23 protein-coding genes, 1 pseudogene and 1 riboswitch are annotated in these 25,769 nt (G+C 72.0%); of the genes and pseudogenes, 11 read left to right on the top strand and 13 right to left on the bottom strand.

All coding sequences use genetic code 11. The annotated features are described in order from the left end of the window. Nucleotides 1-2: 2 nt before the first annotated feature. A complete protein-coding gene (locus tag ABZ312_RS25425; protein WP_500325748.1) occupies nucleotides 3-1,520 on the bottom strand; it encodes a gamma-aminobutyraldehyde dehydrogenase in 1,518 nt (505 codons plus the stop codon). Nucleotides 1,521-1,801: 281 nt separating this feature from the next. Between ABZ312_RS25425 and ABZ312_RS25420 the strand changes: the two genes are divergently transcribed. Further along, nucleotides 1,802-3,517, top strand: a complete 1,716-nt coding sequence (locus tag ABZ312_RS25420; protein ID WP_500325746.1) for a PucR family transcriptional regulator — start codon at nucleotides 1,802-1,804, stop codon at nucleotides 3,515-3,517. Nucleotides 3,518-3,538: 21 nt separating this feature from the next. Here ABZ312_RS25420 and ABZ312_RS25415 read toward each other — a convergent pair whose 3' ends face one another. Further along, the gene (locus tag ABZ312_RS25415) at nucleotides 3,539-5,185 is read right to left on the bottom strand and encodes a DUF4190 domain-containing protein (protein WP_500438858.1); all 1,647 of its coding nucleotides are present in this window, start codon (nucleotides 5,183-5,185) and stop codon (nucleotides 3,539-3,541) included. Between the two features lie 114 nt (nucleotides 5,186-5,299). Between ABZ312_RS25415 and ABZ312_RS25410 the strand changes: the two genes are divergently transcribed. After that, nucleotides 5,300-6,334 carry an adenosine deaminase gene (locus ABZ312_RS25410; RefSeq protein WP_500438857.1) on the top strand — a complete coding sequence of 345 codons (1,035 nt, stop codon included), beginning with the start codon at nucleotides 5,300-5,302 and terminating at the stop codon, nucleotides 6,332-6,334. Further along, complete coding sequence (locus ABZ312_RS25405) at nucleotides 6,322-6,984, top strand: glycerophosphodiester phosphodiesterase (protein ID WP_500325742.1); 663 nt, start codon at nucleotides 6,322-6,324, stop codon at nucleotides 6,982-6,984. Before ABZ312_RS25410 ends, ABZ312_RS25405 begins: the two co-directional genes overlap by 13 nt. A 64-nt stretch (nucleotides 6,985-7,048) precedes the next feature. Here ABZ312_RS25405 and ABZ312_RS25400 read toward each other — a convergent pair whose 3' ends face one another. Both ABZ312_RS25400 and ABZ312_RS25395 read right to left on the bottom strand, forming a co-directional pair. Continuing rightward, entirely contained in the window at nucleotides 7,049-7,549 is a 501-nt protein-coding gene (locus tag ABZ312_RS25400; RefSeq protein ID WP_500438856.1) for a hypothetical protein, read from the bottom strand. Between the two features lie 81 nt (nucleotides 7,550-7,630). After that, nucleotides 7,631-9,067 carry a gamma-aminobutyraldehyde dehydrogenase gene (locus ABZ312_RS25395; RefSeq protein WP_499514281.1) on the bottom strand — a complete coding sequence of 479 codons (1,437 nt, stop codon included), beginning with the start codon at nucleotides 9,065-9,067 and terminating at the stop codon, nucleotides 7,631-7,633. 224 nt (nucleotides 9,068-9,291) lie between these two features. Here ABZ312_RS25395 and ABZ312_RS25390 point away from each other — a divergent pair, with 224 nt between their 5' ends. Then, on the top strand, nucleotides 9,292-9,735 hold the full coding sequence (locus tag ABZ312_RS25390; protein WP_500325738.1) for an Lrp/AsnC family transcriptional regulator: 444 nt from the start codon (nucleotides 9,292-9,294) through the stop codon (nucleotides 9,733-9,735). 2 nt (nucleotides 9,736-9,737) lie between these two features. Next, nucleotides 9,738-11,099: an aspartate aminotransferase family protein gene (locus tag ABZ312_RS25385; RefSeq protein ID WP_500325737.1), complete on the top strand. Its 1,362-nt coding sequence runs from the start codon at nucleotides 9,738-9,740 to the stop codon at nucleotides 11,097-11,099. 84 nt (nucleotides 11,100-11,183) lie between these two features. Here the strand turns inward: ABZ312_RS25385 and ABZ312_RS25380 are convergent, their stop codons facing one another. Both ABZ312_RS25380 and ABZ312_RS25375 read right to left on the bottom strand, forming a co-directional pair. Further along, nucleotides 11,184-11,375 carry a hypothetical protein gene (locus ABZ312_RS25380; RefSeq protein WP_500325736.1) on the bottom strand — a complete coding sequence of 64 codons (192 nt, stop codon included), beginning with the start codon at nucleotides 11,373-11,375 and terminating at the stop codon, nucleotides 11,184-11,186. Continuing rightward, entirely contained in the window at nucleotides 11,369-11,632 is a 264-nt protein-coding gene (locus ABZ312_RS25375) for a hypothetical protein (RefSeq protein WP_500356645.1), read from the bottom strand. The genes ABZ312_RS25380 and ABZ312_RS25375 overlap by 7 nt, the downstream gene beginning before the upstream one ends. 335 nt (nucleotides 11,633-11,967) lie before the next feature. Between ABZ312_RS25375 and ABZ312_RS25370 the strand changes: the two are divergent. The 3 genes and pseudogenes from ABZ312_RS25370 to ABZ312_RS25360 form a co-directional block, all read left to right on the top strand. Then, nucleotides 11,968-12,612, top strand: a pseudogene (locus tag ABZ312_RS25370) (ABC transporter ATP-binding protein); the annotation flags it as partial. After that, the gene (locus tag ABZ312_RS25365; RefSeq protein ID WP_500438855.1) at nucleotides 12,594-13,748 is read left to right on the top strand and encodes a hypothetical protein; all 1,155 of its coding nucleotides are present in this window, start codon (nucleotides 12,594-12,596) and stop codon (nucleotides 13,746-13,748) included. The pseudogene ABZ312_RS25370 and the gene ABZ312_RS25365, both read left to right, overlap by 19 nt. 46 nt (nucleotides 13,749-13,794) lie before the next feature. Beyond that, nucleotides 13,795-14,925 (top strand): LOG family protein, encoded by a 1,131-nt coding sequence (locus ABZ312_RS25360; protein ID WP_500325729.1) that lies wholly within the window; start codon nucleotides 13,795-13,797, stop codon nucleotides 14,923-14,925. Nucleotides 14,926-15,149: 224 nt separating this feature from the next. Here the strand turns inward: ABZ312_RS25360 and ABZ312_RS25355 are convergent, their stop codons facing one another. The 5 genes from ABZ312_RS25355 to ABZ312_RS25335 form a co-directional block, all read right to left on the bottom strand. Then, nucleotides 15,150-16,175 carry an ABC transporter ATP-binding protein gene (locus ABZ312_RS25355; protein WP_500438854.1) on the bottom strand — a complete coding sequence of 342 codons (1,026 nt, stop codon included), beginning with the start codon at nucleotides 16,173-16,175 and terminating at the stop codon, nucleotides 15,150-15,152. Next, nucleotides 16,175-17,788 (bottom strand): ABC transporter permease, encoded by a 1,614-nt coding sequence (locus ABZ312_RS25350; RefSeq protein ID WP_500438865.1) that lies wholly within the window; start codon nucleotides 17,786-17,788, stop codon nucleotides 16,175-16,177. The genes ABZ312_RS25355 and ABZ312_RS25350 overlap by 1 nt, the downstream gene beginning before the upstream one ends. 68 nt (nucleotides 17,789-17,856) lie before the next feature. Further along, nucleotides 17,857-18,948, bottom strand: coding sequence for a thiamine ABC transporter substrate-binding protein (locus ABZ312_RS25345; protein ID WP_500438853.1), 1,092 nt, complete (start codon nucleotides 18,946-18,948; stop codon nucleotides 17,857-17,859). Beyond that, nucleotides 18,940-19,044: riboswitch (TPP riboswitch) on the bottom strand. (Overlaps the previous gene by 9 nt.) A 67-nt stretch (nucleotides 19,045-19,111) precedes the next feature. Continuing rightward, on the bottom strand, nucleotides 19,112-20,218 hold the full coding sequence (gene rlmN / locus ABZ312_RS25340) for a dual-specificity RNA methyltransferase RlmN (protein ID WP_500438852.1): 1,107 nt from the start codon (nucleotides 20,216-20,218) through the stop codon (nucleotides 19,112-19,114). A 352-nt stretch (nucleotides 20,219-20,570) separates the two neighbouring features. Then, on the bottom strand, nucleotides 20,571-21,557 hold the full coding sequence (locus ABZ312_RS25335) for a hypothetical protein (RefSeq protein WP_500438851.1): 987 nt from the start codon (nucleotides 21,555-21,557) through the stop codon (nucleotides 20,571-20,573). Between the two features lie 335 nt (nucleotides 21,558-21,892). Between ABZ312_RS25335 and ABZ312_RS25330 the strand changes: the two genes are divergently transcribed. Next, nucleotides 21,893-22,036, top strand: coding sequence for a DUF5131 family protein (locus tag ABZ312_RS25330; RefSeq protein WP_500438850.1), 144 nt, complete (start codon nucleotides 21,893-21,895; stop codon nucleotides 22,034-22,036). Here the strand turns inward: ABZ312_RS25330 and ABZ312_RS25325 are convergent. Further along, the gene (locus ABZ312_RS25325) at nucleotides 22,008-22,337 is read right to left on the bottom strand and encodes a CPCC family cysteine-rich protein (protein WP_500325866.1); all 330 of its coding nucleotides are present in this window, start codon (nucleotides 22,335-22,337) and stop codon (nucleotides 22,008-22,010) included. The two genes, ABZ312_RS25330 and ABZ312_RS25325, sit on opposite strands and share 29 nt — an antisense overlap. A 262-nt stretch (nucleotides 22,338-22,599) precedes the next feature. Between ABZ312_RS25325 and ABZ312_RS25320 the strand changes: the two genes are divergently transcribed. Further along, a complete protein-coding gene (locus ABZ312_RS25320; protein WP_500356655.1) occupies nucleotides 22,600-23,097 on the top strand; it encodes a hypothetical protein in 498 nt (165 codons plus the stop codon). A 425-nt stretch (nucleotides 23,098-23,522) separates the two neighbouring features. Next, entirely contained in the window at nucleotides 23,523-24,245 is a 723-nt protein-coding gene (locus tag ABZ312_RS25315) for an SMI1/KNR4 family protein (protein ID WP_500438849.1), read from the top strand. A gap of 55 nt (nucleotides 24,246-24,300) precedes the next feature. Here ABZ312_RS25315 and ABZ312_RS25310 read toward each other — a convergent pair whose 3' ends face one another. Further along, entirely contained in the window at nucleotides 24,301-25,767 is a 1,467-nt protein-coding gene (locus ABZ312_RS25310) for an APC family permease (protein ID WP_500438848.1), read from the bottom strand. Nucleotides 25,768-25,769: the final 2 nt, after the last annotated feature.

Below are 25,769 nucleotides of genomic sequence, written 5' to 3'. Positions count from 1 at the left end.
GGTCAGCGGTCGCCGAAGATCGTGCGGTGCCAGTCCTTCCTGGCGACCGCGGTGTTGTCGTACATCACATGCTTGACCTGCGTGTACTCCTCCAGGGAGTACGCCGACATGTCCTTGCCGTACCCGGAGGCCCGGTAGCCCCCGTGCGGCATCTCGCTGATGATCGGGATGTGGTCGTTGACCCAGACGCACCCCGCCTTGATCTCACGGGTGGCACGGCCCGCACGGAAGACGTCACGGGTCCACGCGGACGCGGCCAGACCGTACGGCGTGTCGTTGGCCAGGGCCAGACCTTCATCATCGCCGTCGAACGGCAGCACGACCAGTACCGGCCCGAAGATCTCGGACTGGACGATCTCGCTGTCCTGCGCGGCGCCGGTGACCAGCGTGGGCCGGTAGAAGGCACCCGCCGACGCGGGGGCCTGCCCGCCGGTGACGACCGTGGCGTAGGAGCGGGCGCGCTCCACGAAGCCGGCGACACGGTCGCGCTGGGCGTGGGAGATCAGCGGGCCGAGGTCGGTCTTGGCGTCGAAGGGATCGCCCACGCGGATGCCGGAGAAGAGGTCGGCGACCCCGGCGACGAAGGCGTCGTAGAGCGGGCGCTGCACGTAGGCGCGGGTCGCTGCGGTGCAGTCCTGGCCGGTGTTGATCAGGGCACCGGCGACCGCGCCGTGGACGGCCGCCTCCAGGTCGGCGTCGTCGAACACGACGAAGGGCGCCTTGCCGCCGAGTTCCAGGTGGAGCCGCTTGACGGTGGCGGTGGCGATCTCCGCGACGCGCTTGCCGACCGCGGTGGAGCCGGTGAAGGAGGTCATGGCGACGTCCGGGTGCCCCACCAGGTGCTCGCCCGCCTCCTTGCCGGCGCCGGTGACGATGTTGACCACGCCCGGCGGGATGCCCGCCTCGGTCGCCGCCTGGGCGAACATCAGCGAGGTCAGCGGGGTCAGCTCGGCCGGCTTGAGCACGATGGTGTTGCCCGCGGCGATCGCCGGGAGGACCTTCCAGGCGGCCATCTGCAGCGGGTAGTTCCACGGAGCGATGGAGCCCACGACGCCGACGGGCTCGCGCCGCACGTAGGAGGTGTGGTCGCCGGAGTACTCCCCCGCCGCCTTGCCCTCCAGGTGGCGGGCGGCGCCCGCGAAGAAGGCGGTGTTGTCGACGGTGCCCGGGACGTCGAACTCGGTGGTCAGCCGGAGCGGCTTGCCGCACTGCAGCGACTCGGCGTACGCGAACTCGGCGGCCTGCGCGGCCAGGACGCCGGCGAAGCGGTGCATGGCGTCGGAGCGCGCACCGGGGGTGGCGCCGGCCCAGCCGGGCAGCGCCTGCGCGGCGGCGTCGACGGCGGCGTCCACGTCGGCGGTGCCGGCCAGTTCACAGGAGTACACGGTCTCGCCGGTGGCCGGGTCGACCACTGGATGCCGCCGGCCCGAGGTGCCGGGGCGCAAGGTTCCGCCGATGTACTGGGCCCCCTCGGCGAAACGCTCCCTCACATCGAACTCGCCGTTCGCGCTGAGGTCCATCGTCTTCTCCTCGCACTCGGCTCGGCGGCGTGGCCAAAGCCTTGATTGGTGGACGATCCTGACAGAGTAGGCTCGCCCCAACAAGTGATTCCGTTGTTGCCTTTTGGTTACGCGACGAATTCTGTGTTCACCTGACGGACCGCACCAGATCGTCACCGTGGACGATGCCGGGCGCCACGTACACCGGGCAACCGACACATCGCATGCCGTGCGTCGGGGGCCTTTACACCTTGGAGCTACGGTGGCACGACGTTCCGCCCCGTTTCGCCCCGGAGGTCACCGTGTTCCCCACCGTCGCCGAGGTCCTGGAACTGGACGTGCTCAGGCGGGGTTCGCCGCAGGTGGTCGCCGGCTCCGGCGGACTGCAGCGCCCGGTGCGCTGGGTGCACATCAGCGAGCTGGCCGACATCGCGGGCATGCTCCACGGGGGCGAGCTGGTCCTCACCACGGGCGTGATGCTGCCCGACGACAAGGAGTCCCTGGCCCGCTACATCGACGGCCTCGCCGACGTCGGCGCGGCGGGTCTCGTCGTCGAACTGGGCCGTCGCTACGCGGACGCCCTCCCCCGCCCCCTGGTCCGGGCCGCGGAACGGCGCGGACTGCCGCTGGTGGCACTCCGTACCGAGGTGCGCTTCGTGGCGGTGACCGAGGCCGTGCACGCCCACGTCGTCGACGCCCAGCTGACCGAGCTGCGGGCGTCGGAGGCGGTGCACCAGATCTTCAACGAGCTGTCCGTCGAGGGCGCGGAGCCCGAGGAGGTCGTGCGCGAGGTGGCCCGGATGGCGGGCGCGCCCGTGGTGCTGGAGAACCTCTCCCACCAGGTGCTCGCCTTCGACCCGGCCGGCCAGGACCCCGAAGCCCTGCTCGACGGCTGGGAGCGGCGCAGCCGCGGCGTCCACCCGGCCGGGCGCACCGGCCACGACCCGCGCACCGGCTGGACGGTCACCGGCGTGGGGGCGCGCGGCCGCGACTGGGGCAGGCTGGTGATCGTCGGCGAGCCCGCGCCCGACGAGGAGCCGGAACCGGGCGAGGAGCCGGAACCGGGCGAACGCCCGCACCGGCACAGCGTGCTGCTGGAGCGGGGGGCGGCCACCCTCGCGCTCAACCGGCTGCTGGAGCGCGACCGGGAGTCCTTGGAACGGCAGACCCACCGCACCCTGCTCTCCGGCATCCTCACCCACGCCCTGACCGTCTCCGACGTGGCGCTGCGCGCCCGCGCCCTGGGCGTGCCGCTGGAGGGCCGGCGGCTGGTCGGCGTCATGCTGCGGCTGCGCGGCGGACCGGCCTCGGCCGCCCTGGAGGCGCAGGCCCGGCTGCGGGACTTCACCGAGACCGCCGCCCAGGCCGTGCGCGAGCGGGGCCTGACCGCGCTCACCGGCACCCTCGACGACGGCGGTGTCGGCGTGCTGGTCTCCCTGGGCCCGTCCGACCACGAGCACACCGCACTGGAGGACTTCGCCGCCGCCCTCACCCGGCTGACCGAGCCCGCCCCCGACGGCGGCCCCGCCTTCGTCATGGCGGCCGGCTCCTCCGTCGGCTCCCTGCGCGACGCCCGCCGCACCCTGCTGGAGGCGGCACAGGTCGCGGACGCCGCGATGCACGGCGGCCGCAATGAAGGGGGCAGGGCCCAGCCGTCCGAGAAGAGGGTGATGGCGGGCGGCGGGCGGGCGTACTACCGGCTGCCGGACGTCCGGCTGCGCGGCCTGCTGCACCTCCTGCGCGACGACGCGCGGCTGCAGACGTACGTCGAGCGCGAACTCGGCCCGCTGCTCTCGTACGACGCCGAGCACGGCACGGACCTCGTCCGGATCCTCACCGTCTACCTGGACGCCGGCCGCAACAAGTCGGCCGCGGCGGACGCCGCGCACCTGTCGCGGCCCTCCTTCTACGACCGGCTGCACCGGGTCGAGCGCGTCCTCGGCATCGACCTGGACCAGGTCGAGTCCTGCCTCTCGCTGCACGTGGCCCTGCTGGCGCTGGACGCGGTACGGCGCTGAGGCGACCCCGCGGCGCCCCCGTTACGGGACGTCCAGGTGCCAGTAGGTGTAGTCGTAGTCGAATCCGGGGGCGACCTCGACCTGGAAGGTGCCGTCCTCGTCGTCCTTGGGCACGAGTACGGTGATCTCCCTCGTCGCGCGCTCCCCCGGCGACAGTTCGTCGGGCAGGCCCACACCGGCGGTCAGGTCGGTCAGGCTCTCGTCCTCGAAGTCGTCCGCGTAGGCCGAGACCTCGCTCTCGCCCAGGTCGGCGGTCGTGTCGCCGGTGTTCTCCAACTCGACGGAGAACGTGACGGCGATGCCGCCGTCGAGCTGGCTCTCCGGGAGGACGATATCCCGGTGGACGTCCGACAGCGTGACGTGGACCCCGTCGTCGTAGAGCGCGGTGCCGTCGACGTCCAGCGGCGCCGCCCAGTCGCCGTTCCGGGAGGTGATGAGGTCGTCGCCGGACCCGTCGAACCAGCCGTCGTCGATCCCGCTGAACACCAGGGCGATCATCGCGACCGACAGGCCGATGGAGACGATCCCGAGGATGAGGCCGGTCAACGCCTGCGGCCGGTTGGTCGCCTCGCCGCGCCGGGCGATCCGCAGGCCGACGATGCCGCAGACGACGGCCGCGATGCCGAGCGGGAGGCCGAGGAAGGCCCCGAAGCAGGAGACGGCCAGGACGGCGCCCACGATGCCCATGATCATCGCCGTCAGGCCGGCGCCGTTGCGGGCGACGGGCGGCGCCCATCCGCCGTAGGGGCCCACCGCGTAGCCGGGCTGGGCGGGGTAGCCCGGGTGGGAGGGGTAGCCCGGGTGGGAGGGGTAGCCGGGCTGGGCCGGGTAGCCGGGGTACGCGGGGTACTCAGGCTGAGTGGGGTGGCCCGGGTAACCGGGGTAGCCGGGGTGGTAGCCCGGGTACGTGGCGTGGGGCGGTTGCGGCGGCACGGCCGCCGCAGCGTCCGGGGCCGGCGGGGCCCAGGGATCGCGCGGCTGCTGCTCCGGCCCGGGCGCGGGTGCGTCCACGGGTACCGGGCGCTTGGTCAGCGTCACGTGCTCCTGCGGCGCCTGCGGTACCGGCGGCACGGGCGGCGCCCAGGGGTTGTGCCCAGTCGGCCCACCCGGCTGCCCGTAACCGGGGGCGACCGGCACCGGCGGCGCCCACGGATCCCGCGGCCCGGGCACCTCCGCGGGCGGCGCGCCGGCAGGCTCGTCCGGGGCGACCGGAGCATCGGCCGCGCCTACTACGGCATGCGAGCCGTCACCGGGCTCGGCGTCGGCGACCGGAGCATCGGCAGGCGTCACGGCCTCCGCAGGAGTCGCGCTTCCCGGCACCCGCGCGCTCTCGACGTCGGGAGCCGCCGCGGCATCCCCGCCCGAGGCGGCGCCGGGCTCGGCATCGGCGACCGGCGCGTCAGCGGGAGTCGCGTCCTCCGCAGCAGTCACGGTTCCGGGCACCTCCGTGCCCTCGACGCCGCCGGCCACCGCGTCGCCCGCCTCGGCGTCCCCGCCCGGGGCGGTGCCGGATGCGGCGTCCGTGGGCGCCGCGGGCGCCGGGGCGGGCAGCTCGAAGTCGGGTGCGGGCCGTGCGTCCGCCGGGGCCGCCGAGGACGACGGGGCCGCCGCTCCGGGGGTGTCGCCCGCGGCGTCGCGCGGCGTCGGGTGCTCGGGCTCGTGGGACATCGCTGCCTTCCTGCTGACTACGTCGGGCAATGCTATGGCCTGCGAAGACGCCGGACGGAGGCAATTTCGCGTTTACGATGGCGGTTGCCGCCGACCCCGCAGGAGGATCGCCCCATGTCCGACACCGCGTCAGCCCTCGACGCCTTCATCGCGGGACTCCCGAAGGCCGAGCTCCACGTGCACCACGTCGGCTCGGCCTCACCCCGCATCGTGGCGGAGCTGGCCGCGCGGCACCCGGATTCCAAGGTGCCCACCGACCCCGCCGCCCTTGCCGAGTACTTCAGCTTCCGGGACTTCGCCCACTTCATCGAGGTCTACCTGTCCGTGGTCGACCTGATCCGCGACGCGGAGGACGTGCGTCTGCTGACGTACGAGGTCGCCCGCGACATGGTGCGCCAGAACATCCGCTACGCCGAGCTGACCGTCACCCCGTACAGCTCGGTCCGCCGCGGCATCCCGGACAAGGCGTTCGTGGAGGCCATCGAGGACGCGCGCAAGGCGGCCGAGGCGGAGCTCGGCATCGTGCTGCGCTGGTGCTTCGACATCCCCGGCGAGGCCGGGCTGGCCTCCGCCGAGGAGACCGCGCGCATCGCCACCGAACTGCAGCCGGACGGGCTGGTCAGCTTCGGCCTGGGCGGACCCGAGATCGGTGTGCCGCGCCCGCAGTTCAAGCCGTACTTCGACCGCGCCCGCGCCGTCGGCCTGCACAGCGTGCCGCACGCGGGCGAGACCACCGGCCCGCAGACGATCTGGGACGCCCTGGGCGACCTGGGCGCCGAGCGCATCGGCCACGGCACCAGCGCCACCCAGGACCCGCGCCTGCTGGACCACCTGGCCGAGCACCGCATCCCGCTGGAGGTCTGCCCGACCTCCAACATCGCCACCCGCGCCGTCGCCACGCTCGACGAGCACCCCGTCAAGGAGATGGTGGCCGCGGGCCTGCTCGTCACCATCAACAGCGACGACCCGCCGATGTTCGGCACCGACCTCAACACCGAGTACGCGGTGGCCGCGCGGCTGTTGCAGCTCAACGAGGGCGGGCTGGCCCAGCTCGCCAGGAACGCCGTCGAGGCCTCGTTCCTCGACACCCCCGGCAAGGCGAAGCTCACCGCCGAGATCGACTCCTACCTGGCGGGATGGCAGCGCTAGCGGTCGCCCACCGCGGCGACCCGTACCGTCACCGCGAGAACACCCTGCCCTCGCTGCGCAGCGCGCTGCGCGCGGGGGCGGACGCGGTGGAGATGGACGTACGGCTGAGCCGCGACGGCGTGCCGGTGCTGCTCCACGACCCCACGCTGAAGCGACTGTGGGGCGTGGACTCCGCCGTCGCCGGCCTTGCGGCGGACCGGCTGCCGCCGGGCGTGCCGACCCTCCACGAGGCGCTGGCCGCCGTGGACGGCTGCCGGGCCCTGGTCGACCTCACCCTGCCGGAGTCCGCGGGCCCTGTGCTGTCCGCGGTCCGGGACGCGGGCGCCGGGGACCGTACGTACTACTGCGGGGAGGCGGCCGCCGTGCTGGCGGTGCGGGACCACGACCCGGCCGCCGAGATCGCGCTGACCTGGAAGACCTCGGCGCCGGTGCCGCCGCTGCTGCTGTCGGAGTTGCGCCCGCGCTGGATCAACCTGCGCTTCGGGCTGGTGCGCGCGCCCCTGGTGGAGTGGGCGCGCGGCGAAGGCCTGCTGGTCGGCGCGTGGACGGTGGACCTGCGCCGGACGATGCGACGGCTGGAGCGGCTCGGCGTGGACGCCGTCACGAGCAACCGCATCGACGTGCTGCGCGCGGAGTTCGGCGGCCGGTGAGCTTCTCCCGCCCGGCCGCGGTCTCCTCGCCGTACGGTCCCGGACCCGGGCGACCGCCGGTCCGTCAGGCGACGGCCGGCTCGGCCGACACCATGCCGGAGCGCTCCAGCCGCTTGATCATCCGCCGCAGGACCAGCAGCGGCACGATGCCGAGGACGCCGAAGGCCATGTCCACGGGCATCCACCACAGCGGCAGGCCGCGCAGCGGGACGCAGATCGCGGCGAGCGGGATGATCCCGACGCAGGCGATCATGGCCCACTCCACGATCCAGATGTTGCGCACCGGATCGCGCCAGACGCCGTAGAAGGCCACCGCGATCACCAGGTGCGCGAAGGCGAGCCAGTCCGTCCCGTACATCATGAACGGGTACTTCGCGTCGGTGGCGTCCAGCCCCTCCCGCACGTGGGAGATCCAGTCACCGACGGCTCCCGGCAGGCCCCAGCCGTCCACCCACCGCACCTCGTGCACGAGCGGGAACGCGGTGGCGCCGCTCAGCACCAGGCACCCGACGAAGACAACCAGCCATGCGCGTATGCGCTGTTCAAGGGCTCTTCGATACTCCATGGAGCGGAGCGTACGCGCGCATGCCACGGCCCCGGACACGGGGGCCGGTCCGGGGCCGTGGAGGGATCTCGCCCTGCGGCGTCAGCCGTCCAGGGACGTCATGACGTGCTTGATGCGGGTGTAGTCCTCGAAGCCGTAGGCGGACAGGTCCTTGCCGTAACCGGACTTCTTGAACCCGCCGTGCGGCATCTCGGCGACCAGCGGGATGTGGGTGTTGATCCACACGCAGCCGAAGTCGAGGCGCTTGGACATGCGCATCGCACGGGCGTGGTCCTTGGTCCACACCGAGGAGGCGAGGGCGTACTCGACGCCGTTCGCCCACTCCACGGCCTGGTCCTCGTCGGAGAAGGACTGGACGGTGATGACCGGGCCGAAGACCTCGTTCTGGATGATCTCGTCGTCCTGCTTGAGGCCGGAGACGACGGTCGGGGCGTAGAAGAAGCCCTGCTCGCCGACCCGGTGGCCGCCGGCCTCGACCTTGGCGTGCGCCGGGAGGCGCTCGATGAAGCCGGTGACCTGGGCGAGCTGGTTGGCGTTGTTCAGCGGGCCGTACAGCACGTCCTCGTCGTCCGGGGCGCCGGTCTTGGTGTCGGCGGCGGTCTTGGCGAGCTGGGCCACGAACTCGTCGTGGATCGACTCGTGGACCAGGACGCGGGTCGCGGCGGTGCAGTCCTGGCCGGCGTTGAAGTAGCCGGCGACGGCGATGTCCTCGACCGCCTTGGCGATGTCGGTGTCCTGGAACACCACCACCGGCGCCTTGCCGCCGAGCTCCAGGTGGACCCGCTTGACGTCCTTGGCGGCGCTGGCCGCCACCTGCATGCCGGCCCGGACCGAACCGGTGATGGAGGCCATCGCGGGGGTCTCGTGCTCGACCATCAGGCGGCCCGTCTCGCGGTCGCCGCAGACGACGTTGAAGACGCCCTTGGGCAGGATCCCGCCGATGATCTCGGCGATCAGCACGGTGGAGGCCGGGGTGGTGTCCGAGGGCTTCAGCACGACCGTGTTCCCCGCGGCGATCGCCGGGGCGAACTTCCACACGGCCATCATCATCGGATAGTTCCACGGGGCGACCTGGGCGCAGACGCCGACCGGCTCCCGGCGGATGATCGAGGTCATGCCCTCCATGTACTCGCCGGCCGAGCGGCCCTCGAGCATGCGGGCGGCACCCGCGAAGAAGCGGATCTGGTCGACCATCGGAGGGATCTCCTCGCTGGCTGTCAGCCCGATCGGCTTGCCGGTGTTCTCGCTCTCGACGGCCACGAGCTCGTCCGCCCGCGCCTCGAAGGCGTCGGCGATCTTCAGCAGCGCCTTCTGGCGCTCGGAGGGCGTCGTGTCGCGCCAGGCGGGGAAGGCGGCCGCCGCGGCGGCCATGGCCGCGTCGACATCGGCGGCGGCGGAGAGCGGGGCGGTCGCGTAGACCTCGCCGGTGGCGGGGTTCACCACGTCGGTGGTGCGCCCGTCGGCGGCGTCGCGGAATTCTCCGTTGATGTGGTTGCGCAAGGTACGGAGCTCGCTCACTGCACCTCTCCCTGTTCCTGTCCGATGTGTGAGACGGACCCAGCCTACCTGCAGCACTGCCGTATTCGACATAGCCGAAACTCCGAAACAATGGATTCCGTGAGTTTCGAGCCCCGAAACCACGGATTTCATTGATCGGGGCTTGCGTGACGGCTGACCTCTCGTGCAGAGTGGGGTGCGTGGCCACTCGTACTCCGGATCACAGGGGCGCCAACGGTGCCTTCGTGATCGATTCCGTCTCCAAGGCGATCATCGAACAGCTCCAGGAGGACGGCAGGCGTCCGTACGCCGCCATCGGCAAGGCCGTGGGCCTGTCGGAGGCGGCCGTACGGCAGCGCGTCCAGAAGCTGCTCGACCAGGGCGTCATGCAGATCGTCGCCGTCACCGACCCGCTCACCGTGGGGTTCCGGCGGCAGGCGATGGTCGGCATCAACGTCGAGGGCGACATCGAACCCGTCGCCGACGCCCTCGCGGAGATGACGGAGGTCGAGTACGTCGTCGTGACCGCGGGCTCCTTCGACCTGCTGATCGAGATCGTCTGCGAGGACGACGAGCATCTCCTGGAGACGATCAACAAGCGGATCCGCACGCTGCCCGGCGTGCGGTCCACCGAGAGCTTCGTCTACCTCAAGCTCCGGAAGCAGACCTACACCTGGGGAACCAGATAGCCATGAGCGCGGACCTTTCCAAGACCGCGTACGACCACCTGTGGATGCACTTCACCCGCATGTCGTCGTACGAGAACGCCCCTGTGCCGACCATCGTGCGCGGCGAGGGCACGTACATCTACGACGACAAGGGCAAGCGGTACATCGACGGCCTCGCGGGGCTGTTCGTGGTCAACGCCGGCCACGGCCGCGTGGAGCTCGCCGAGACCGCCTACAAGCAGGCCCAGGAGCTCGCCTTCTTCCCGGTGTGGAGCTACGCCCACCCCAAGGCCGTCGAGCTCGCCGAGCGCCTGGCCGACTACGCCCCCGGCGACCTCAACAAGGTCTTCTTCACCACCGGCGGCGGCGAGGCGGTCGAGACCGCCTGGAAGCTCGCCAAGCAGTACTTCAAGCTCAAGGGCAAGCCGACCAAGTACAAGGTCATCTCACGCGCCGTCGCCTACCACGGCACCCCGCAGGGAGCCCTGTCCATCACCGGCCTGCCGGGCCTGAAGGCCCCCTTCGAGCCGCTGGTCCCCGGCGCGCACAAGGTGCCCAACACCAACATCTACCGCACCCCGCTCTTCGGCGACGACCCCGAGGCCTTCGGCCGCTGGGCCGCCGACCAGATCGAGCAGGAGATCCTCTTCGAGGGCCCCGACACCGTCGCGGCCGTCTTCCTCGAGCCGGTGCAGAACGCCGGCGGCTGCTTCCCGCCCCCGCCCGGGTACTTCCAGCGGGTCCGCGAGATCTGCGACCAGTACGACGTGCTGCTCGTCTCCGACGAGGTCATCTGCGCCTTCGGCCGCCTGGGCACCATGTTCGGCTGCGACAAGTTCGGCTACGTCCCGGACATGATCACCTGCGCCAAGGGCATGACCTCCGGCTACTCCCCCATCGGCGCGTGCATCATCTCCGACCGCATCGCCGAGCCCTTCTACAAGGGCGACAACACCTTCCTCCACGGCTACACCTTCGGCGGCCACCCGGTCTCGTCGGCGGTCGCCCTGGCCAACTTCGACATCTTCGAGCGCGAGCAGCTCAACCAGCACGTGCTCGACAACGAGGGCGCCTTCCGCGCCACCCTGGAGAAGCTCCACGACCTGCCGATCGTCGGCGACGTCCGCGGGAACGGCTACTTCTACGGCATCGAACTGGTGAAGGACAAGGCCACCAAGGAGACCTTCACCGACGAGGAGACCGAGCGCGTCCTGTACGGCTTCCTCAGCAAGGCGCTCTTCGAGAACGGCCTCTACTGCCGCGCCGACGACCGCGGGGACCCGGTCGTGCAGCTCGCGCCGCCGCTGATCGCCGACCAGTCGACCTTCGACGAGATCGAGGGCGTCCTGCGCACCGTCCTCACGGAGGCCTGGACCAAGCTCTGACGGTCCCCGCCGGACCACGGGATCCAGCGGCCGGGGCCGCCCTCCGTCGACGGAGGGCGGCCCCGGCGGCCCGTCAGGCCCCGCTCACTTCAGGGCGACCCGGTCCCCGCCCCCCGCGACGGGCGCGACGGTCGTGGTGCCGCCGAAGGCCCACCGCCAGAAGCCGACCGCCTTGGCGGTCGTGCTGGTCTTCACGTTGCCCTTGGCATCCGTGCGGGCGTACGTGACCGTCGTATAGGTGGCGCTTCCGGACCTGCGGAACTGCAGCCTCACCAACTGGTCATGTTGGCGCCCGAAGTGCCCTCGAGGAAGACGGAGAAGCCGCTTCCCAGCCCCGTGAGTTCGGCGTCGACGGTGGCCGGGGCTCCGGAGACGCCCGCGATCTCGGTGACGACCGGCACGGTGACGGTCGTGGAGCCGCCGGCCCCCATGACGATGGGCTTGCCGTTGTTGATGGTCGTGCCGACGATCGCGATCCCGGCCGCGTGGGCCGGTGGTGCGAGCAGCAGACCACCTGCGACCGCTCCTGCCACGAGCAGGGCGGCATTGCGTATGGATGTCGATGAACCCCCACGGATCTCACACCGTGCCGGAGGCACGGCGGCCGCATCCTGCCACAGCCACACGTCGCGCAAGTGAACGGATGGTCTTCCAGACGAACCTCGCTCCCGCTACGCCGCACGGGTGGGCGCGCGCCGGAAACGCGCCCCCGTAACCGTGGTCCCGGGCCGTGGGGCGCGTACGGTGCCGCAGTGACCCGGACTCCCCGCGTTCGTTAGAGGCCAACGTGAACCCACCCGACAACGACGTGCTGTGGGCCCGCGGCCTGCGCCACGCGCACGACCGCTCACCCGCTCTTCTCGGCGTGTCACTCGGCGTACGGGAGGGCGAGATCCTCGGCGTCCTCGGCCCGCACGGCGCCGGGAAGACCACCCTGCTGCGCTGCCTGTCCGGCGAACTGCTCCCCGAGCAGGGCGAGGTGTGGTTCAACAGTTCCCCCGTGCACACCCTGGGCATGACCGCCCGCGAGCGGCTGCGCCGTGAGCGCTTCGGCTGGATCGACAGCAGCCCGCAACTGCTCCCCGAACTGACCGTCCGGGAGAACGCCGCGCTGCCGCTGCTGCTGTGCGGCGTCCCGTATCGCACGGCGCGCGCCGCCGCGCAGGAGTGGCTGGACCGGCTGGACATCGGCGGGGCCGCCCGCAAGCGTCCCGGCCGGCTGCTGCAGGCCGAGCGGCAGCGGGTGGCGATCGCCCGCGCCCTGGTCAACCGGCCCTCCGTGGTCTTCGCCGACGAACCGACCGCGCCGCTGCACCGCGCGGACCGCGCCCAGGTGCTGCGCATGCTGACCAGCGCCGCCCGCTCGCACGGCATCACCGTGGTGCTCGCCTCCAACGAACCCGAGGTCGTCTCCCTCGCCGACCGGGTGGTCACCCTCGTCGACGGGCGCTTCGTGGCCGGCATGCCGCACCAGGATCGGGAGGACGCCGACTCGTGCTCAGCCTCCGTGTAGCCCTCGGCTCCCGTCCGGAGGTGCTGCTGCGCCGGCTGCTGGTCGTCGCCGCGGCCGCCGGCACGGGGTTCCTGCTGCTCGCCGTCCTCGGGCACGCCCTCGCGCACCCCGAGGACGCCCCGGACGGCCTGGTCCGGCTGCTCTGGTGCGCCGTGCCGTTCGCCGCCACCGTCCACCTGTCGGTTCTCGTGGCCCGTACGGAGCCGAGCGGACGGCTGCACGCGGGCCTGGCCTCGGCCGGGCTCGGGCGGCACGGGCTGCCCCTGCTGGCCGCGGCGAGCTCCGCCCTGAACTGCGGCCTGGGCGTCCTGATCGCACTCCTGGGCTTCCTCTTCCTCCGTGGTGAGCTGCCCGGCCCGCACCTCGGTGGTGCCGCCGAGGCGCTGGGCGCGGACCGTGAACTCCCGTTCGCGGGCGCGTTGACCCTGCTGGCCTCACTGCCGCTGGCCGCCGCCGTCTCGGCCGCGGTCGTGCTGCGGCCACGGCGCTCCCGTGGGGACGAGGCCGCCGTCCGCGACGGCGGGGTGCCGTCCGGCCTGCCGTGGGGGGCCGCGCTCGTGGCGATCGGCCTCGCCGTGCAGATCTCCTCGGCCGGGGGCGCCGACGCCCCGGGGCCCGACGGCGCGCTCCCGCTGCCCGGCGGTCTCGGCCATGCCGCCCCGGCCGTCGTCGGCGGCTGGCTGCTGACGGCCACGGGCATGGTGCTGGCCATGCCGGGCCTCGTCCACCTGTGCGGACGGCTGCTGGCGGCGTACCGGCCGGGTGCCCTGCGGCTCCTCGCGGGCCGCGCCCTCCAGGAGGAGGCGACGCTGGTGGGCCGTCCGCTGGGCGCGCTGTGCGCGGTGGCCGCCACCGCCCTCGCCGGCAGCGACCGGTTCGGCGCCGTGGCGCACCCCGTCGGACCGCTCACCGTGCTGGGCGCCGTCCTCGTCGTCCTGTCGGCGGTCGCGACCGCCCTCACCGCGACCGTGGACGCCAAGCGCGCCCGCCGTCCGGCCACCGCCGCCCTCAGCCGGCTCGGCACGCCCGCCGCGCTGCTGCGCAACGCAGCCGCCGTGCGCGCCCTCGCGGTCCTCGGCGTCGTGCTCCCGCTGACCCTGCTCATCGCCCACCTGGGCACACTGCCGCTGCCGTAGCGCCGCCCGGAGCCCCGCGGCGGCGGCCCCCGCCGCGGGCGCTAGGGTGGCGGGCGTGCTGACGCCGAACGATCCGAACGATCACGAGATAGAGACCCTCGAGGAGTTCGACCGCGTCGCCGCGTCGGGCTCGCTGCGCGGACACCGCGTCCAGTCGCTCGACCTGACGACCCGTACGCCCGCCCTGATGTCCGCCGACACGACCGAGGCCGTGTTCCTGGGTTGCCCGATGGAGCCGGAGGCGGCCGCCCACGTCCGCGCCGGCGGCGCCATGGTCTTCCCGCCGGTCCCGGACCTGCCCTTCGACCCGTACCGGGGCTCCCTCTACGGCCCCGACGCACTGTACGAGGGCCTTGACGACGGCGGCTACGAGGCAACGCCGGACGCCCGCGGCTACCAGTGGTTCCTGCGCACCCGGGGCAGCGGCGACATCTACGCGTCGATGCTCCGCAGCATCCACGACGACGCCGTCTCCGACGCCTTCGACGAACTCGTCTCGGACGCCCGCGTCGTGGGCGTCATGGGCGGTCATGCCATGGAGCGCGGCACCGAGGCGTACGCGGGCGCCGCCCGCCTCGGCCGTGCACTGGCCCGCGAGGGCCTGAGCGTGGCCACGGGCGGCGGGCCCGGCGCCATGGAGGCGGCCAACCTCGGCGCCTACGCCGCGCCCTTCGCCGACGCGATGCTCGTCGAGGCCCTGGAGACGGTGGCCAAGGTCCCCTCCTTCCGCCCGTCCGTCACGGACTGGGCGCGCACCGCTTTCGACGTGCGCGACCGCTGGCCCGGCGGCGGCGCCTCCATCGGCGTGCCGACGTGGTTCTACGGCCACGAGCCGCCGAACGCCTTCGCCGCGCACATCGCCAAGTACTTCGCCAACGCCACCCGCGAGGACGGCCTGCTGGCCCGCTGCACCGCCGGGGTCGTCTTCCTGCCGGGCGCCGCGGGCACCGTCCAGGAGATCTTCGACAACACCACGCCGAACTACTACGAGTCCAACGGCGCCCCCCGCCCCATGGTGCTGGTCGACCGGGACCACTGGACCCGGCGCCTGCCGGCGTGGCCCCTTCTCCAGGCTCTGGCGGAAGGCCGCTCCATGGAGCAGCGCATCGTGCTCGTCGACTCCGTCGAGGACGCCCCGGAGGCCCTGGCACGCCTGACGCGAAGTCAGAGCCGGTAGCACCCGCGGGCCCGGAGCCGTCTCGTAGGCGCCCACGCTCTCCAGGCCGTGCCGGTGCGGGACGGCCGGTACGAACACCCCGCCGGCCAAGAGCAGCAGCGCCGAAGCCACCGTCGTCGCCGCCGAGATGTCACGTCGTGCGCGCTCCATGAGTTGCCCCCCGGGGCGGGGCGACCCACCCGGGCCGCGGAAGGTCGCTCGGCGGCGGAAGGCTGCCGCAGCCCCTACCCGCCCAGGACCACGACCTCGTCCGCCGTGAAGGAGACGCCGACCGTGTCGCCCTCGGCGGGGGCGTCCCGCAGGGCGCAGCCGGCCTCCAGCGGGGGGCCCTCCTCGGGGCGCAGGAGGAGGGTGACCTGGTCGCCGCGGAAGGTACGCGCGAGCACGTCGCAGCGCAGCCCGTCGGCGGCCGGGACGAGCCGTACCCCGGCGGGCCGGACGAGCAGCCGCCCGGCGCCCTGCGGGGAGCCCGGGGGGACGGGGACCTTGCCCCAGGCGGTGTCGGCGGCGTCGCCGGTGACGGTGGCGGCCACCACGTTGTCGAAGCCGAGGAAGCGGGCGACGAACTCGGAGGCGGGCCGCTGCCACACCTCCAGCGGGGTGCCGGCCTGCTCGACCCGGCCGTCGCGCATGACGACGACGCGGTCGGCCAGCGCGAAGGCCTCGCTCTGGTCGTGCGTGACGGCCAGCACCGTGGTGCCCAGCCGCCGGAAGAGCCCGCGCAACTCGACGACCAGGCGCTCGCGCAGGCTCCGGTCGAGCTGGCCGAGCGGCTCGTCGAGCATGAGCAGCCGCGGCCCGGGTGCCAGGGCCCTGGCCAGGGCGACGCGCTGCTGCTCGCCGCCGGACAGGGACGCGACGGCGCGCCGCTGCGCGCCGGGCAGGCCCACGAGCTCCAGCAACTCCTCGACCGTGCGCTCCCGTTCGGTGCGCCCCGCGCCGCGCATGCGCAGACCGAAGTCAACATTCCCGGCGACGTCACGCTGCGGGAAGAGCTGGTGGTCCTGGAACATCAGGCCCACGCCACGCCGGTGCACGGGAACCCCCTGCTGGTCGCGGCCGGCCAGCAGGACGCGCCCGGCGTCCAGCGGCTGCAGCCCGGCGACGACCCGCAGCAGCGTCGACTTCCCGCTGCCGCTGGGCCCGAGCACGCAGACCGTCTCGTGCTCGGCGACCTCCAGGCCGACGGCGTCCAGGGCGGTGTGGCCGCCGAAGCGCACGGTGGCGCCGTCCAGTCGCAGCAGGGTCATCAGAACTCCCCGGACCTGTCGATGCGGATACGTTCCAGCGCCAGCAGCGCCCCCGCGCACACCAGCATCAGCACGGTGCTGAGCGCCATCGCCTGGCCGTAGTTGAGCTCCCCGGCCCGCCCGAGGAAGCGGGCGACCGCGACCGGGAGGGTGGGGTTGTCGGGGCGGGCGATGAAGACGGTGGCGCCGAACTCGCCCAGGGACACGGCGAAGGCGAAGCCCGCGGCCACCAGCAGCGCCCGCCGCACCAGCGGGAGGTCGACCTCGCACCACACCCGCAGCGGGGAGGCGCCGAGCACCGCCGCCGCCTCGCGCAGCCGGTCGTCCACGGCACGCAGCACCGGCAGCATGGTGCGCACCACGAAGGGCACGCCGACCAGTGCCTGCGCGAGCGGCACGAGGATCCACGAGGAGCGCAGGTCCAGCGGCGGCTCGTCGAGGGTGATGAGGAAGCCGAAGCCGATGGTCACCGCCGAGGTGCCGAGCGGCAGCATGAGCAGGGCGTCGAAGCCCCGCACGAGGCGCCCGGCCCGCCGGGTGAGGGCGGCCGCGGCCAGCCCGCCGACGACCAGGGCGATCGCGGTGGCGGCGGCCGCGTACTGCAGCGAGTTCCAGACCGCGGCGACGGGCGCCACCAGGAAGGTCCCGCCGCTGCCGGCCACCGAGCCCAGCGCCCGGTAGTAGCCGAGGCCGTAGCCGTCCGGTCCGTGCAGCGAGCGCTCGGCCAGCACACCCAGCGGCAGCAGGATCAGCAGCGCGGCCACACCGAGCGCGCCCGCGAGCAGCCCCCACTCGCCGGCGCCCCGCGGCCGGCGCGCGGTGCGGGCCGGATCCACCAGCCGCAGCGCGCTCTCCCTGCGCCGTACCGTCCCGGCGTGCACGGCGAGGATCACCGCGACGGCGGCGAACTGGACGATCGTCAGCACGGCCGCCGTCGGCAGGTCCAGCAACTGCGCGGTCTCGCGGTAGATCTCCACCTCCAGGGTGGAGAAGGTGGGCCCGCCGAGGATCTGGATCACGCCGAAGGAGGTGAAGGTGAAGAGGAAGACCATCAGCGCGGCCGCGGCGACCGCGGGGGCCAGGGCGGGCAGCGTCACCCTGCGCCAGGCCGCGAGGCGTCCCGCGCCGAGGACCCGCGCGGCCTCCTCCTGCCGGGGGTCCAGCTGGGCCCACAGCCCGCCCACGGTCCGTACGACCACGGCGTAGTTGAAGAAGACGTGCGCGAGGAGGATCGCCCAGACCGTGGTGTCCAGGCGCACGCCCCACAGTTCGTCGAGCAGCCCGCCGCGCCCCAGCAGCGCGAGGAAGGCCGAGCCGACGACCACCGTCGGCAGCACGAACGGCACGGTCACCACCGCGCGCAGCACCTGCTTGCCGGGGAAGTCGAAGCGGGCGAAGACGTACGCGCCGGGCAGCGCGATCGCCAGGGTGAGCGCGGTGGAGGCGGCCGCCTGCCAGCAGGTGAACCACAGCACGTGCAGGATGTCGGGCTCGCCCAGCACCTGCGCGAACCGGCCGAACCGCCACCGCCCGCCCTCGCGGAGCCCGCGGGCGACGATGGCGGCGACCGGGTAGCCGAAGAACAGCCCGAAGAACGCGACCGGCACGGCGATCAGGCCCAGCCGTACGGCGAGCGGCCGGACGCCCGCCGCCCCGGCGCGCGTCCCCTCGGCGGTCTTCGTTACTTCAGCACGAGCGAGGACCACGACTTGACCCACTGCTCCCGGTTCCCGGCGATCTTCTCCGGGGCGACGGTGGCCGGTTCGCTGATGACCGGCGCGTACTTGGTGAAGACCTCGGGCAGCTTCGCGTCGTCGCGGACGGGATTGACGAACATGTTGAGCGGCATGTCCTCCTGGAAGGCGCGGCTCAGCAGGAAGTCGACGAGCGCCTTGCCGCCCTCGGTGTTCTTGGCGCCCTTCAGCAGGCCGGCGAACTCCACCTGCCGGAAGCAGGTGCCGCTCGCGACACCGGTCGGCCCGTGCTCGGGCTGTGTCTTCAGACCGAGCACCTCGGCGGGCGGGCTGGAGGCGTACGAGACGACCAGCGGCTTGTCGCCCTTGCCGCCGCCGGCGCCGGAGAAGGTGTCGTAGTACGCCTGCTCCCAGCCGTCGACGACCTGGACGCCGTTGGCCTTGAGCTTCTTCCAGTAGTCCTCCCAGCCCCCGTCGCCGTACTTCGCGGTGGTGGCGAGGAGGAAGGCCAGACCCGGGGAGGAGGTGGCGGCGTTCTCGGTGACCAGCAGGTCCTTGTACTCGGGCTTGACGAGGTCGTCGAAGCTCTCCGGCACGGGGAGCTCGTGCTCGGTGAAGTACTTCCGGTCGTAGTTGACGCAGACGTCGCCAAAGTCGATCGGGGTGACGCGGTGCTCCGCGGCGTCCAGCTGCAGTGCGGCGGGCACCTTGTCGAGGTCCTTGGCCTGGTACGGCTCGAACAGGTCGTTGTCGAGGGCCCGGGACAGCAGCGTGTTGTCGACGCCGAAGAAGACGTCGCCCTGCGGGTTGCCCTTGGACAGCACGGCCTGGTTGACCGCGGCGCCGGCGTCGCCGCCGCGCAGCACCTTGACGGTGTAGCCGGTCTGCTTCGTGAACTCCTTCAGCACGCCCTTCGACGCGGCGAAGGAGTCGTGGCTGACGAGGGTGACGGTCTTGGAGGCGGTGCCGCCCTTGCCCTTGGCGGTGTCCCCGCCGTCGCTGCCGCAGGCGGCGAGCGCGGTCGCGCCGAGCGCGACGACGAGGACGGTGCCGGCCGCACGCCGACGGATGGTGCTCATGTGGTGACTCCCTACGCCGGTATGACCCGGATCAGGTCCGAGGGTCTGCGGCCGTGCCGCACTCTCAGCGCTTTCCGCGCTCCCCTGTCGGATGTTCTTTTGTGTGCTGTGCCTGGCGTCGCGGCGCACGGCCGCAAACGACCGTCACCCTAGCAAGCGCAGATCAGCGCTCGGAAGCCGCCAGCTGCCCGCAGGCGCCGTCGATCTCCTGCCCCCGGGTGTCCCGGACGGTCACCGGCACGCCGTGCGCCTCCAGCGCCGCGACGAACGCCCGCTCGTCCTCGGGCCGCGAGGCCGTCCACTTCGAGCCGGGGGTCGGGTTGAGCGGGATCAGGTTGACGTGCACGCGGCGACGCTTGAGCAGCCGGCCCAGCAGGTCCGCCCGCCACGTCTGGTCGTTGATGTCCCGGATCAGCGCGTACTCGATCGAGATCCGGCGCCCTGACACGTCCGCGTAGTGCCACGCGGCGTCCAGCACCTCGCGCACCTTCCAGCGGGTGTTCACCGGCACCAGGGTGTCGCGCAGCTCGTCGTCGGGCGCGTGCAGCGACACCGCGAGACGGCACTTGAAGCCCTCGTCGGCAAAGCGCAGCATCGCCGGGACCAGGCCCACCGTCGACACGGTGATGCCCCGCTGGGACAGCCCCAGCCCGTCCGGCTCCGGATCGGTCAGCCGGCGGATGGCGCCGACGACACGCTTGTAGTTCGCGAGCGGCTCGCCCATGCCCATGAACACGATGTTCGACAGCCGCGCCGGGCCGCCCGGGATCTCCCCGTCCCGCAGCGAGCGCATGCCCGCCACGATCTGGTGCACGATCTCCCCGGTCGACAGGTTCCGGTCCAGCCCGGCCTGGCCGGTGGCGCAGAACGGGCAGTTCATGCCGCAGCCCGCCTGGGAGCTGATACACATCGTCACCCGGTCCGGGTAGCGCATCAGCACCGACTCGACCAGGGTGCCGTCGAACAGCCGCCACAGCGTCTTGCGCGTGGTGTCGTTGTCCGTGCTGCTGTGCCGCACCACCGACATCAGGTCCGGCAGCAGCCCCTCCGCCAGCTTCCCCCGCGCCGCCGCCGGGATGTCCGTCCACGCGGCGGGGTCATCGGCGTAGCGCGCGAAGTAGTGCTGCGACAGCTGCTTGGCGCGGAACGGCTTCTCCCCCAGCTCCGCGACCGCCTCCCGGCGCTCCTCGGGCGAAAGATCGGCAAGGTGCCGCGGCGGCTTCTTGACTCCGCGCGGCGCGACGAATGTGAGTTCTCCGGGTGCAGGCATGGTTCATCCAGTGTCGCAGATCGATCCGGCGCCCCCAGGTCGGATGGGTGAGGCCCCCGTCACCCTCCAGCGCCCTCTGTTGTCGCCGGCCGACCTTGCACGGCCCGGAGACGGCCCAGCCTTGCGCGCCCATCGCCGGGGAGCACCTGCATCGGGAGGCGCGAGTGAGCCTTTTCGAGCTACCTGACATCCACACCTCCCCCTAGCAGGTGCAACGGGCGTCTCTTCGCCCCCCAGTTGGCACCAAATCCGCATCGTTGCTGACACTTGCCCACCACGGCGGTCCGACGTTGGACCGGCTCCCCTCTGGCGTGTTTGGGCTGTCCGGGGAGACAAGGTCAGTCCGCGCTCCCTACCCCTCCCAGTGCTCGGCGTAGAACGTGGGCTCGCTGACGGCGGCGTCTCCGGCCCTCACCGTGTCCAGGGCCAGGTTGACCCCGGACGGGGTCATCGCACCGCTGGGGCTGAAGCACAGGCCCAGGTCGTGGTCCTCGACATGCCGGAGGATGGCCGCTCCGAGAGAGGAGGGCGCCGCACCGACCAGGGGGATGTCGGCGTACAGGACCTGCGGCCCGGTGCGCCCGTACGCGGTCACGGCGCCCAGCCGCGGAACGCCGTCCGGGTTCGTCCAGTAGTGCGCGCTCACACCGGCATTCTCGAAGCGGTCCTCGTGCAGATTCCACAGCCCGTCCGTGGCGTAGAGCCAGAAGGGGAAGTGGCCGATCCGACCCGCCGGGACCTCGCCGCCCAGGGCGTCCGCCACCTGGGGCGGGCTCATCCCGAAGCGGAGCGGGCCCACCCGCTCCAGCGGCACCCAGTCCCAATGCGGACGGTCACGTCCGGGGGTCACCGGCCAGGCCCCGGGGTTTCGTCCCCGGCCGGTGACGTCGCGCCAGTGCATCACCGGCGTTGTCGCGTAGGGGTCGTGCGCGAGCTCGGGCCCGACGAGCAGCACTGAGGTGATCACCCTGTCCTTCTGCACCGGATAGCCCTCGGCGGACAGCTCGCCATCGGGTTCGGTGCCCATGGACACCCCCCAGGCCGCGATCTCCGGGTCCCCACTCCAGTTCACCCGCACCGCGGCCTCTTCCCGGCGGGCAAGGTCGTGGATCTCAGCACGCACCTCGGACGGAACTCGACCGATCAGTTCCACCTCACCGACCCGGACCAGGGGGCCTTGGAAAGCGTCGACGGCCACGGCGACCAGGCTCGTCCCTCGCGCGTACATGCAGTTCAGGCCCATCCCCGGGTACTCAACCCGCAACGTGCCATCGGCCGCGACCCAGGTGGCGCCGTCGCGCGGCCCGCCCAGGGCGGCCTTCACCTCGCCGGAATCCATCCCAAACCGCAGTGGCCCCACCCCGACCAGTGGATCAAGCACCCACCGCTCCCGACGCTCCGGCGTCCCATTCCACCAGCCCACCCCAGCCCCCTTTCACCACTGCGGGGCACGCCCCGCCGATCATGAATGGGAGCCTAAAGGCCACAGTGACACCCCTGTCTGCGGCTGTTCGGCTTGAGTGGCGGACAGGCCGCAGGCTCCGGCTTGTCGGCGTCCTGCTCGGTTTGGTGGCAACCGGCTCGACCAAATACCGTCGTTCGCGCGTTCGAATATGGCGGCGTACGTACGGGTTGGCCACTGCAATGGCTTCGTAGGCACGAGGGAGGGGAGCGGTGAGCGACCGCAGTGTTATCCAGTGGACTGAGGCGACCTGGAACCCGACGACGGAATGCGACCGGGTGTCAACTGACTGTGATCAGCACTATGCTCTCACCCTGGCCAAGTCCGCTAGGGGGTGTACCCCTGGTCGCGCATGAGCTGCTGGGCGGCAGTCCACCACAGCCCTTCACCGCCGACCGTGACTGACGCGGGTTTCTCCGTCCCGAGGTTTGCGATGTGGTCTGCGTACTCCTGGCGGGCGTCGGTCAGGCTCAACGAGCCGTTCGGTCCGCCCCACACCTCGTCCGCGTTGAGGTCGTCCTGGCCGTCGTCCTCCCATCCGCACTCCTCGCAGATCTCCCAGCGGCACCGCGACTCCAGGGTCAGCAGGTGACAGCAAGGGCAGGCATATGGCCCCTCACCGGGCGGACATGCCTCCAGCAGTTCTTGTGGTGTCATCACGTCGCGAGCGTGGCATGGATCGGGAGCTTGGAGAAGGGATCGCAGTCTCAGGCCCCGAAGAGCAAAGCGATCCGGAGGTGTTGGTCGTCTTTGTGCGACCTCGGACGGCCGATCCCTAGACCTCCGTCAGCCGGGCCCTCTCGCCAGTTCGGCCCTACACGATTCCGACGCCTAGCCGTCGGGCCTCGGCCACGACCGGCGGAAGCGGTTCCATGGCGGCCGGCGGGGCTTGGACAAGACCGCTTGGCATCATGCCCGTATGCACTTTGATCTCCTCCCGCCGCTCGGCGTCGGTCCGCTCCAGATCGGCATGCCCCGGGAAGCAGCGAATGCGGCGCTGGACTCGCTCCGCGATCACTCTGCACTCTCCGAGTCCGACCGCCCAGGGCAACACATCTTTCGCCCCAGCGGCCTCATGATCAGCATGGAGTGCATGCAGGGCACCCTGCAGGCCATCGAGTTGGGGAGACCCCTGGCGCAGACCGACCGAGTGACGTTCCGAGACCTGGACGTCTTCGCGCTCCCTGCACGCGAAGTAATCGAGCACATGCGCGAGTACGCCACCGTTGACCCGGATCCGGACGATCCGGCGACCTTCCTTGCTCCTGACCTGCTCCTGGGCTTCTGGCGCCCATTCGCTGCCGACGATGAGCCAGAAGAGGAGCAGGGTTACTACTTCAGCTCCGTGCTCTTGGCGAAACCCGGCTACTACGACACCCCCGCCCAGGCGGCGGAGCGAAGCAAACAGAACCAGTAGCGGACCGGGTCGTCCATGCCGGGAGCCAGAGCAGTTTCACCTCTCCTTGATCGACTCGTCCCATCTCTGGTCGGCGACCGAGGAACGCGGCCAGGCGTGCCGTTCAGTCGCCTGAGTGGCCCCAGAGGTAGATCTCCTGAGGGACGCCCTCGTCGTCGTGCAGCACTGCGCACCGTCCGACCCACCGCGACCGGGGGAAGACGTCGAAATCCTTGACGTGTGCACGGCCGTCACAGATTCCACGGTGCTGTACTCCGGGGTCTCGTCAGGCCCTATGACCCGGAAGATGTCCAGGATCGAGTGCGTGCCGGCCTCCTGGACCAGCTCGTCGGCCAGGCCCTTCCCGTTTCCCTTGGACCGCGGAAGCCAGCACCCGGCTCCGACACTCAGGCCCAGGTGGGAACGCGGACGGTAGCGTATGCGTCATGTCCGGTGCTCTCGACGTGGCGGTGGCGCTGCGAGGCGGGGTGACCAGCCGCTCCCAGGCCTGGGACTTCGTGCGCCGGTTCGCCGACGAGTGGACGGGACGCCCCTTGCGTCCCGAGGACGGCTGCACCGCCGCCGAACTGGATGCCGCCGAGGCCGAATTGGGCTTCGAGCTTCCCGCCGCCCTGCGGGAGGGCTACGCGCTGCTCGGCCGCCGCGAGGACCTGACCAGGCAGCAGGATCCACTGGTCCCGCCGATGGGTCTGCATGTGGACGACGGCTTCGGCGGCGTCCTCGTCTTCCGCGTAGAGAACCAGGACTGCGCGTCATGGGGCATCCCACTGGACCGGGTCGAGCAGGACGATCCGCCCGTGGTGGTGGAGTCGCACGAGGGGTGGGTCCCGTTCCTCGACCGCATGTCCGTGGCCTGGGTGGAGCTGGTGCTGAGCGAGTCGCTGCTCGGGGCAGGAAGCCTTTACGGCGCCTGCGAGTTGCCGGACGCTCTCCTGCCGAACCTCGCGGCGCGCTACACGCGGGTCGACCTGCCCGACCACCCGATGTGGGCCGCCACGGAGGACTCACCCCTGCGCTGGTACGCGGCCCCGGGCCGCCTGCTGCGCCGCGACGGGGTGCTCGACCGGTGCTGGCTCCACGCGCACGGACGCACGACCGGGGATCTCAAGCGGATCCGCGACGACCTGCCGGCCCGATGGGAAGCCTGACCGCTGGTTCCGTGATCGTGCCGTCAGCGGCCCCGGCCGCCGCGTTCGCGGCAGCTCAGTGCTTGAAGACGTCGACCCCGCCGGGCTCGGCCTCCAGTGACCGGCGGTCGAAGACCAGCATGCCGAGGAAGAACAGCCCGCCGAGGACGAGCAGGCCCACCACGATCACCAGGGGCACCAGCGCCTCGCGCGGTGTCACCAGGGCGATGAGCGCGACGACCGTCCAAGCCAGGGCGGCGAGGGCGACAGGCAGCTCGAGGCGTCCCAGGTCGAAGGCGCCCTTGCGGCGGCCCAGGCGCCGGCGTACCGCCAGGTAGAGGACGATCGTCGAGCCGTAGATGAGCGCCGGGAGGATCGTCGACGCCGTGATGAGCTCCAGCAGTGCGGCGCCCGGCAGCGCCACCATCAGGACGACCCCCATGGCGAGGATGAGCACGGTGGCCGGGATCGGGGTGTGCGTAAGCGGGTTGACCCGTCGCATGATCCGGTGCGCGGGGAAGCGCCCGTCGCGCGACATCGCGAAGATGATCCGCGAGCACGCCACCATCACCACCATCCCCGCCCCGAAGAAGGCGAAGGTGATCGCGACCAGCAGCGTCCGTTCCGTCACCGGGCCGAGCTGGTCACGCATGATCGTGGCGACCGGGGAGCCGTCGCGGCTGATCCGCGGAATGTCCTCGATGGCCACGGTGAGCGTGATCAGGAAGAGCATGCCCAGCAGCCCCGCCGCCACGACCGAACCGACGATCGCTCGGGGGACGCTGCGGTAGGGGTCCTTGGCCTCCTCGGCGAGGTTCGCCGCGGAATCGAAGCCGACGAGCGTGGCCAGGCCCATGATCATCGCGATCATGAGCCCGCCGCCGACGGTGAAGTAGTGCGGGGCGCCCTCGGTGATGCCGCGCGACGTGAGGTTGCCGACCGCGCCGTTCCCCGTGACCGCCGCGGCGACGACGAGCGCGACCGCCATCACCACGACGAGCGCCAGCTCCAGCCCGACCGCCGCGCTGTTGACCAGGCTGACGAGGCGGGTGGACGCCACCGCGAGCACGGCCTGGACGAGCAGCACCACGAGCGTGATGACGCGGGCCGTGTCCTCGTCCGGCCTCATGCCGGCGAGCGGCATGAACGCCTGGCTCGCGAGGGCGTTGTCGATGGCGACCACGGCGATCGCCAGGTAGCAGAACGTCAGCCAGCCGAATCCCCACCCTACCTTCGGGTTCGCCAGCCGTGAGGCCCACTGGTACGAGGAGCCGCTGAGGGCGATGCGTCCCGCGAGCTGAGCCACCACCAGGGCCACCAGGGACTGCCCGACCGCGACGAGGATCCACAGCCAGATGCCGACGGGGCCCGCGTTCTGCAGCACGTCGTCGTAGGTGGAGAAGATGCCGACGGCCACGGAGATGAACGCGAACGAGATCGCGAAGACCTGGAAGGAGCCGAGGGTACGTTTCAGTTCCTGCCGGTATCCCCCCTCCTCGACCGACCTCTCGCCGGCCGACTCGTCCGTCGGGGCTTCCGCCACCT

The organism is Streptomyces sp. NPDC006207, assembly GCF_040613835.1.
In the GTDB taxonomy this organism is placed as follows: Bacteria; Actinomycetota; Actinomycetes; order Streptomycetales; family Streptomycetaceae; genus Actinacidiphila.
The sequence above is the reverse complement of the archived record's forward strand: the minus strand, read 5'-3'. Positions and strand labels throughout refer to the sequence as shown.

Bases quoted from the DNA above. Each gene is read 5' to 3' on its own strand.
- ABZ312_RS25425 (WP_500325748.1), bottom strand. From the start codon at position 1,520: ATGGACCTCAGCGCGAACGGCGAGTTCGATGTGAGGGAGCGTTTCGCC.
- ABZ312_RS25415 (WP_500438858.1), bottom strand. From the start codon at position 5,185: ATGTCCCACGAGCCCGAGCACCCGACGCCGCGCGACGCCGCGGGCGAC.
- ABZ312_RS25410 (WP_500438857.1), top strand. From the start codon at position 5,300: ATGTCCGACACCGCGTCAGCCCTCGACGCCTTCATCGCGGGACTCCCG.
- ABZ312_RS25405 (WP_500325742.1), top strand. From the start codon at position 6,322: ATGGCAGCGCTAGCGGTCGCCCACCGCGGCGACCCGTACCGTCACCGC.
- ABZ312_RS25400 (WP_500438856.1), bottom strand. From the start codon at position 7,549: ATGGAGTATCGAAGAGCCCTTGAACAGCGCATACGCGCATGGCTGGTT.
- ABZ312_RS25385 (WP_500325737.1), top strand. From the start codon at position 9,738: ATGAGCGCGGACCTTTCCAAGACCGCGTACGACCACCTGTGGATGCAC.
- ABZ312_RS25355 (WP_500438854.1), bottom strand. From the start codon at position 16,175: ATGACCCTGCTGCGACTGGACGGCGCCACCGTGCGCTTCGGCGGCCAC.
- ABZ312_RS25345 (WP_500438853.1), bottom strand. From the start codon at position 18,948: ATGAGCACCATCCGTCGGCGTGCGGCCGGCACCGTCCTCGTCGTCGCG.
- rlmN (WP_500438852.1), bottom strand. From the start codon at position 20,218: ATGCCTGCACCCGGAGAACTCACATTCGTCGCGCCGCGCGGAGTCAAG.
- ABZ312_RS25335 (WP_500438851.1), bottom strand. From the start codon at position 21,557: ATGGATTCCGGCGAGGTGAAGGCCGCCCTGGGCGGGCCGCGCGACGGC.
- ABZ312_RS25325 (WP_500325866.1), bottom strand. From the start codon at position 22,337: ATGACACCACAAGAACTGCTGGAGGCATGTCCGCCCGGTGAGGGGCCA.
- ABZ312_RS25320 (WP_500356655.1), top strand. From the start codon at position 22,600: ATGCACTTTGATCTCCTCCCGCCGCTCGGCGTCGGTCCGCTCCAGATC.
- ABZ312_RS25315 (WP_500438849.1), top strand. From the start codon at position 23,523: ATGTCCGGTGCTCTCGACGTGGCGGTGGCGCTGCGAGGCGGGGTGACC.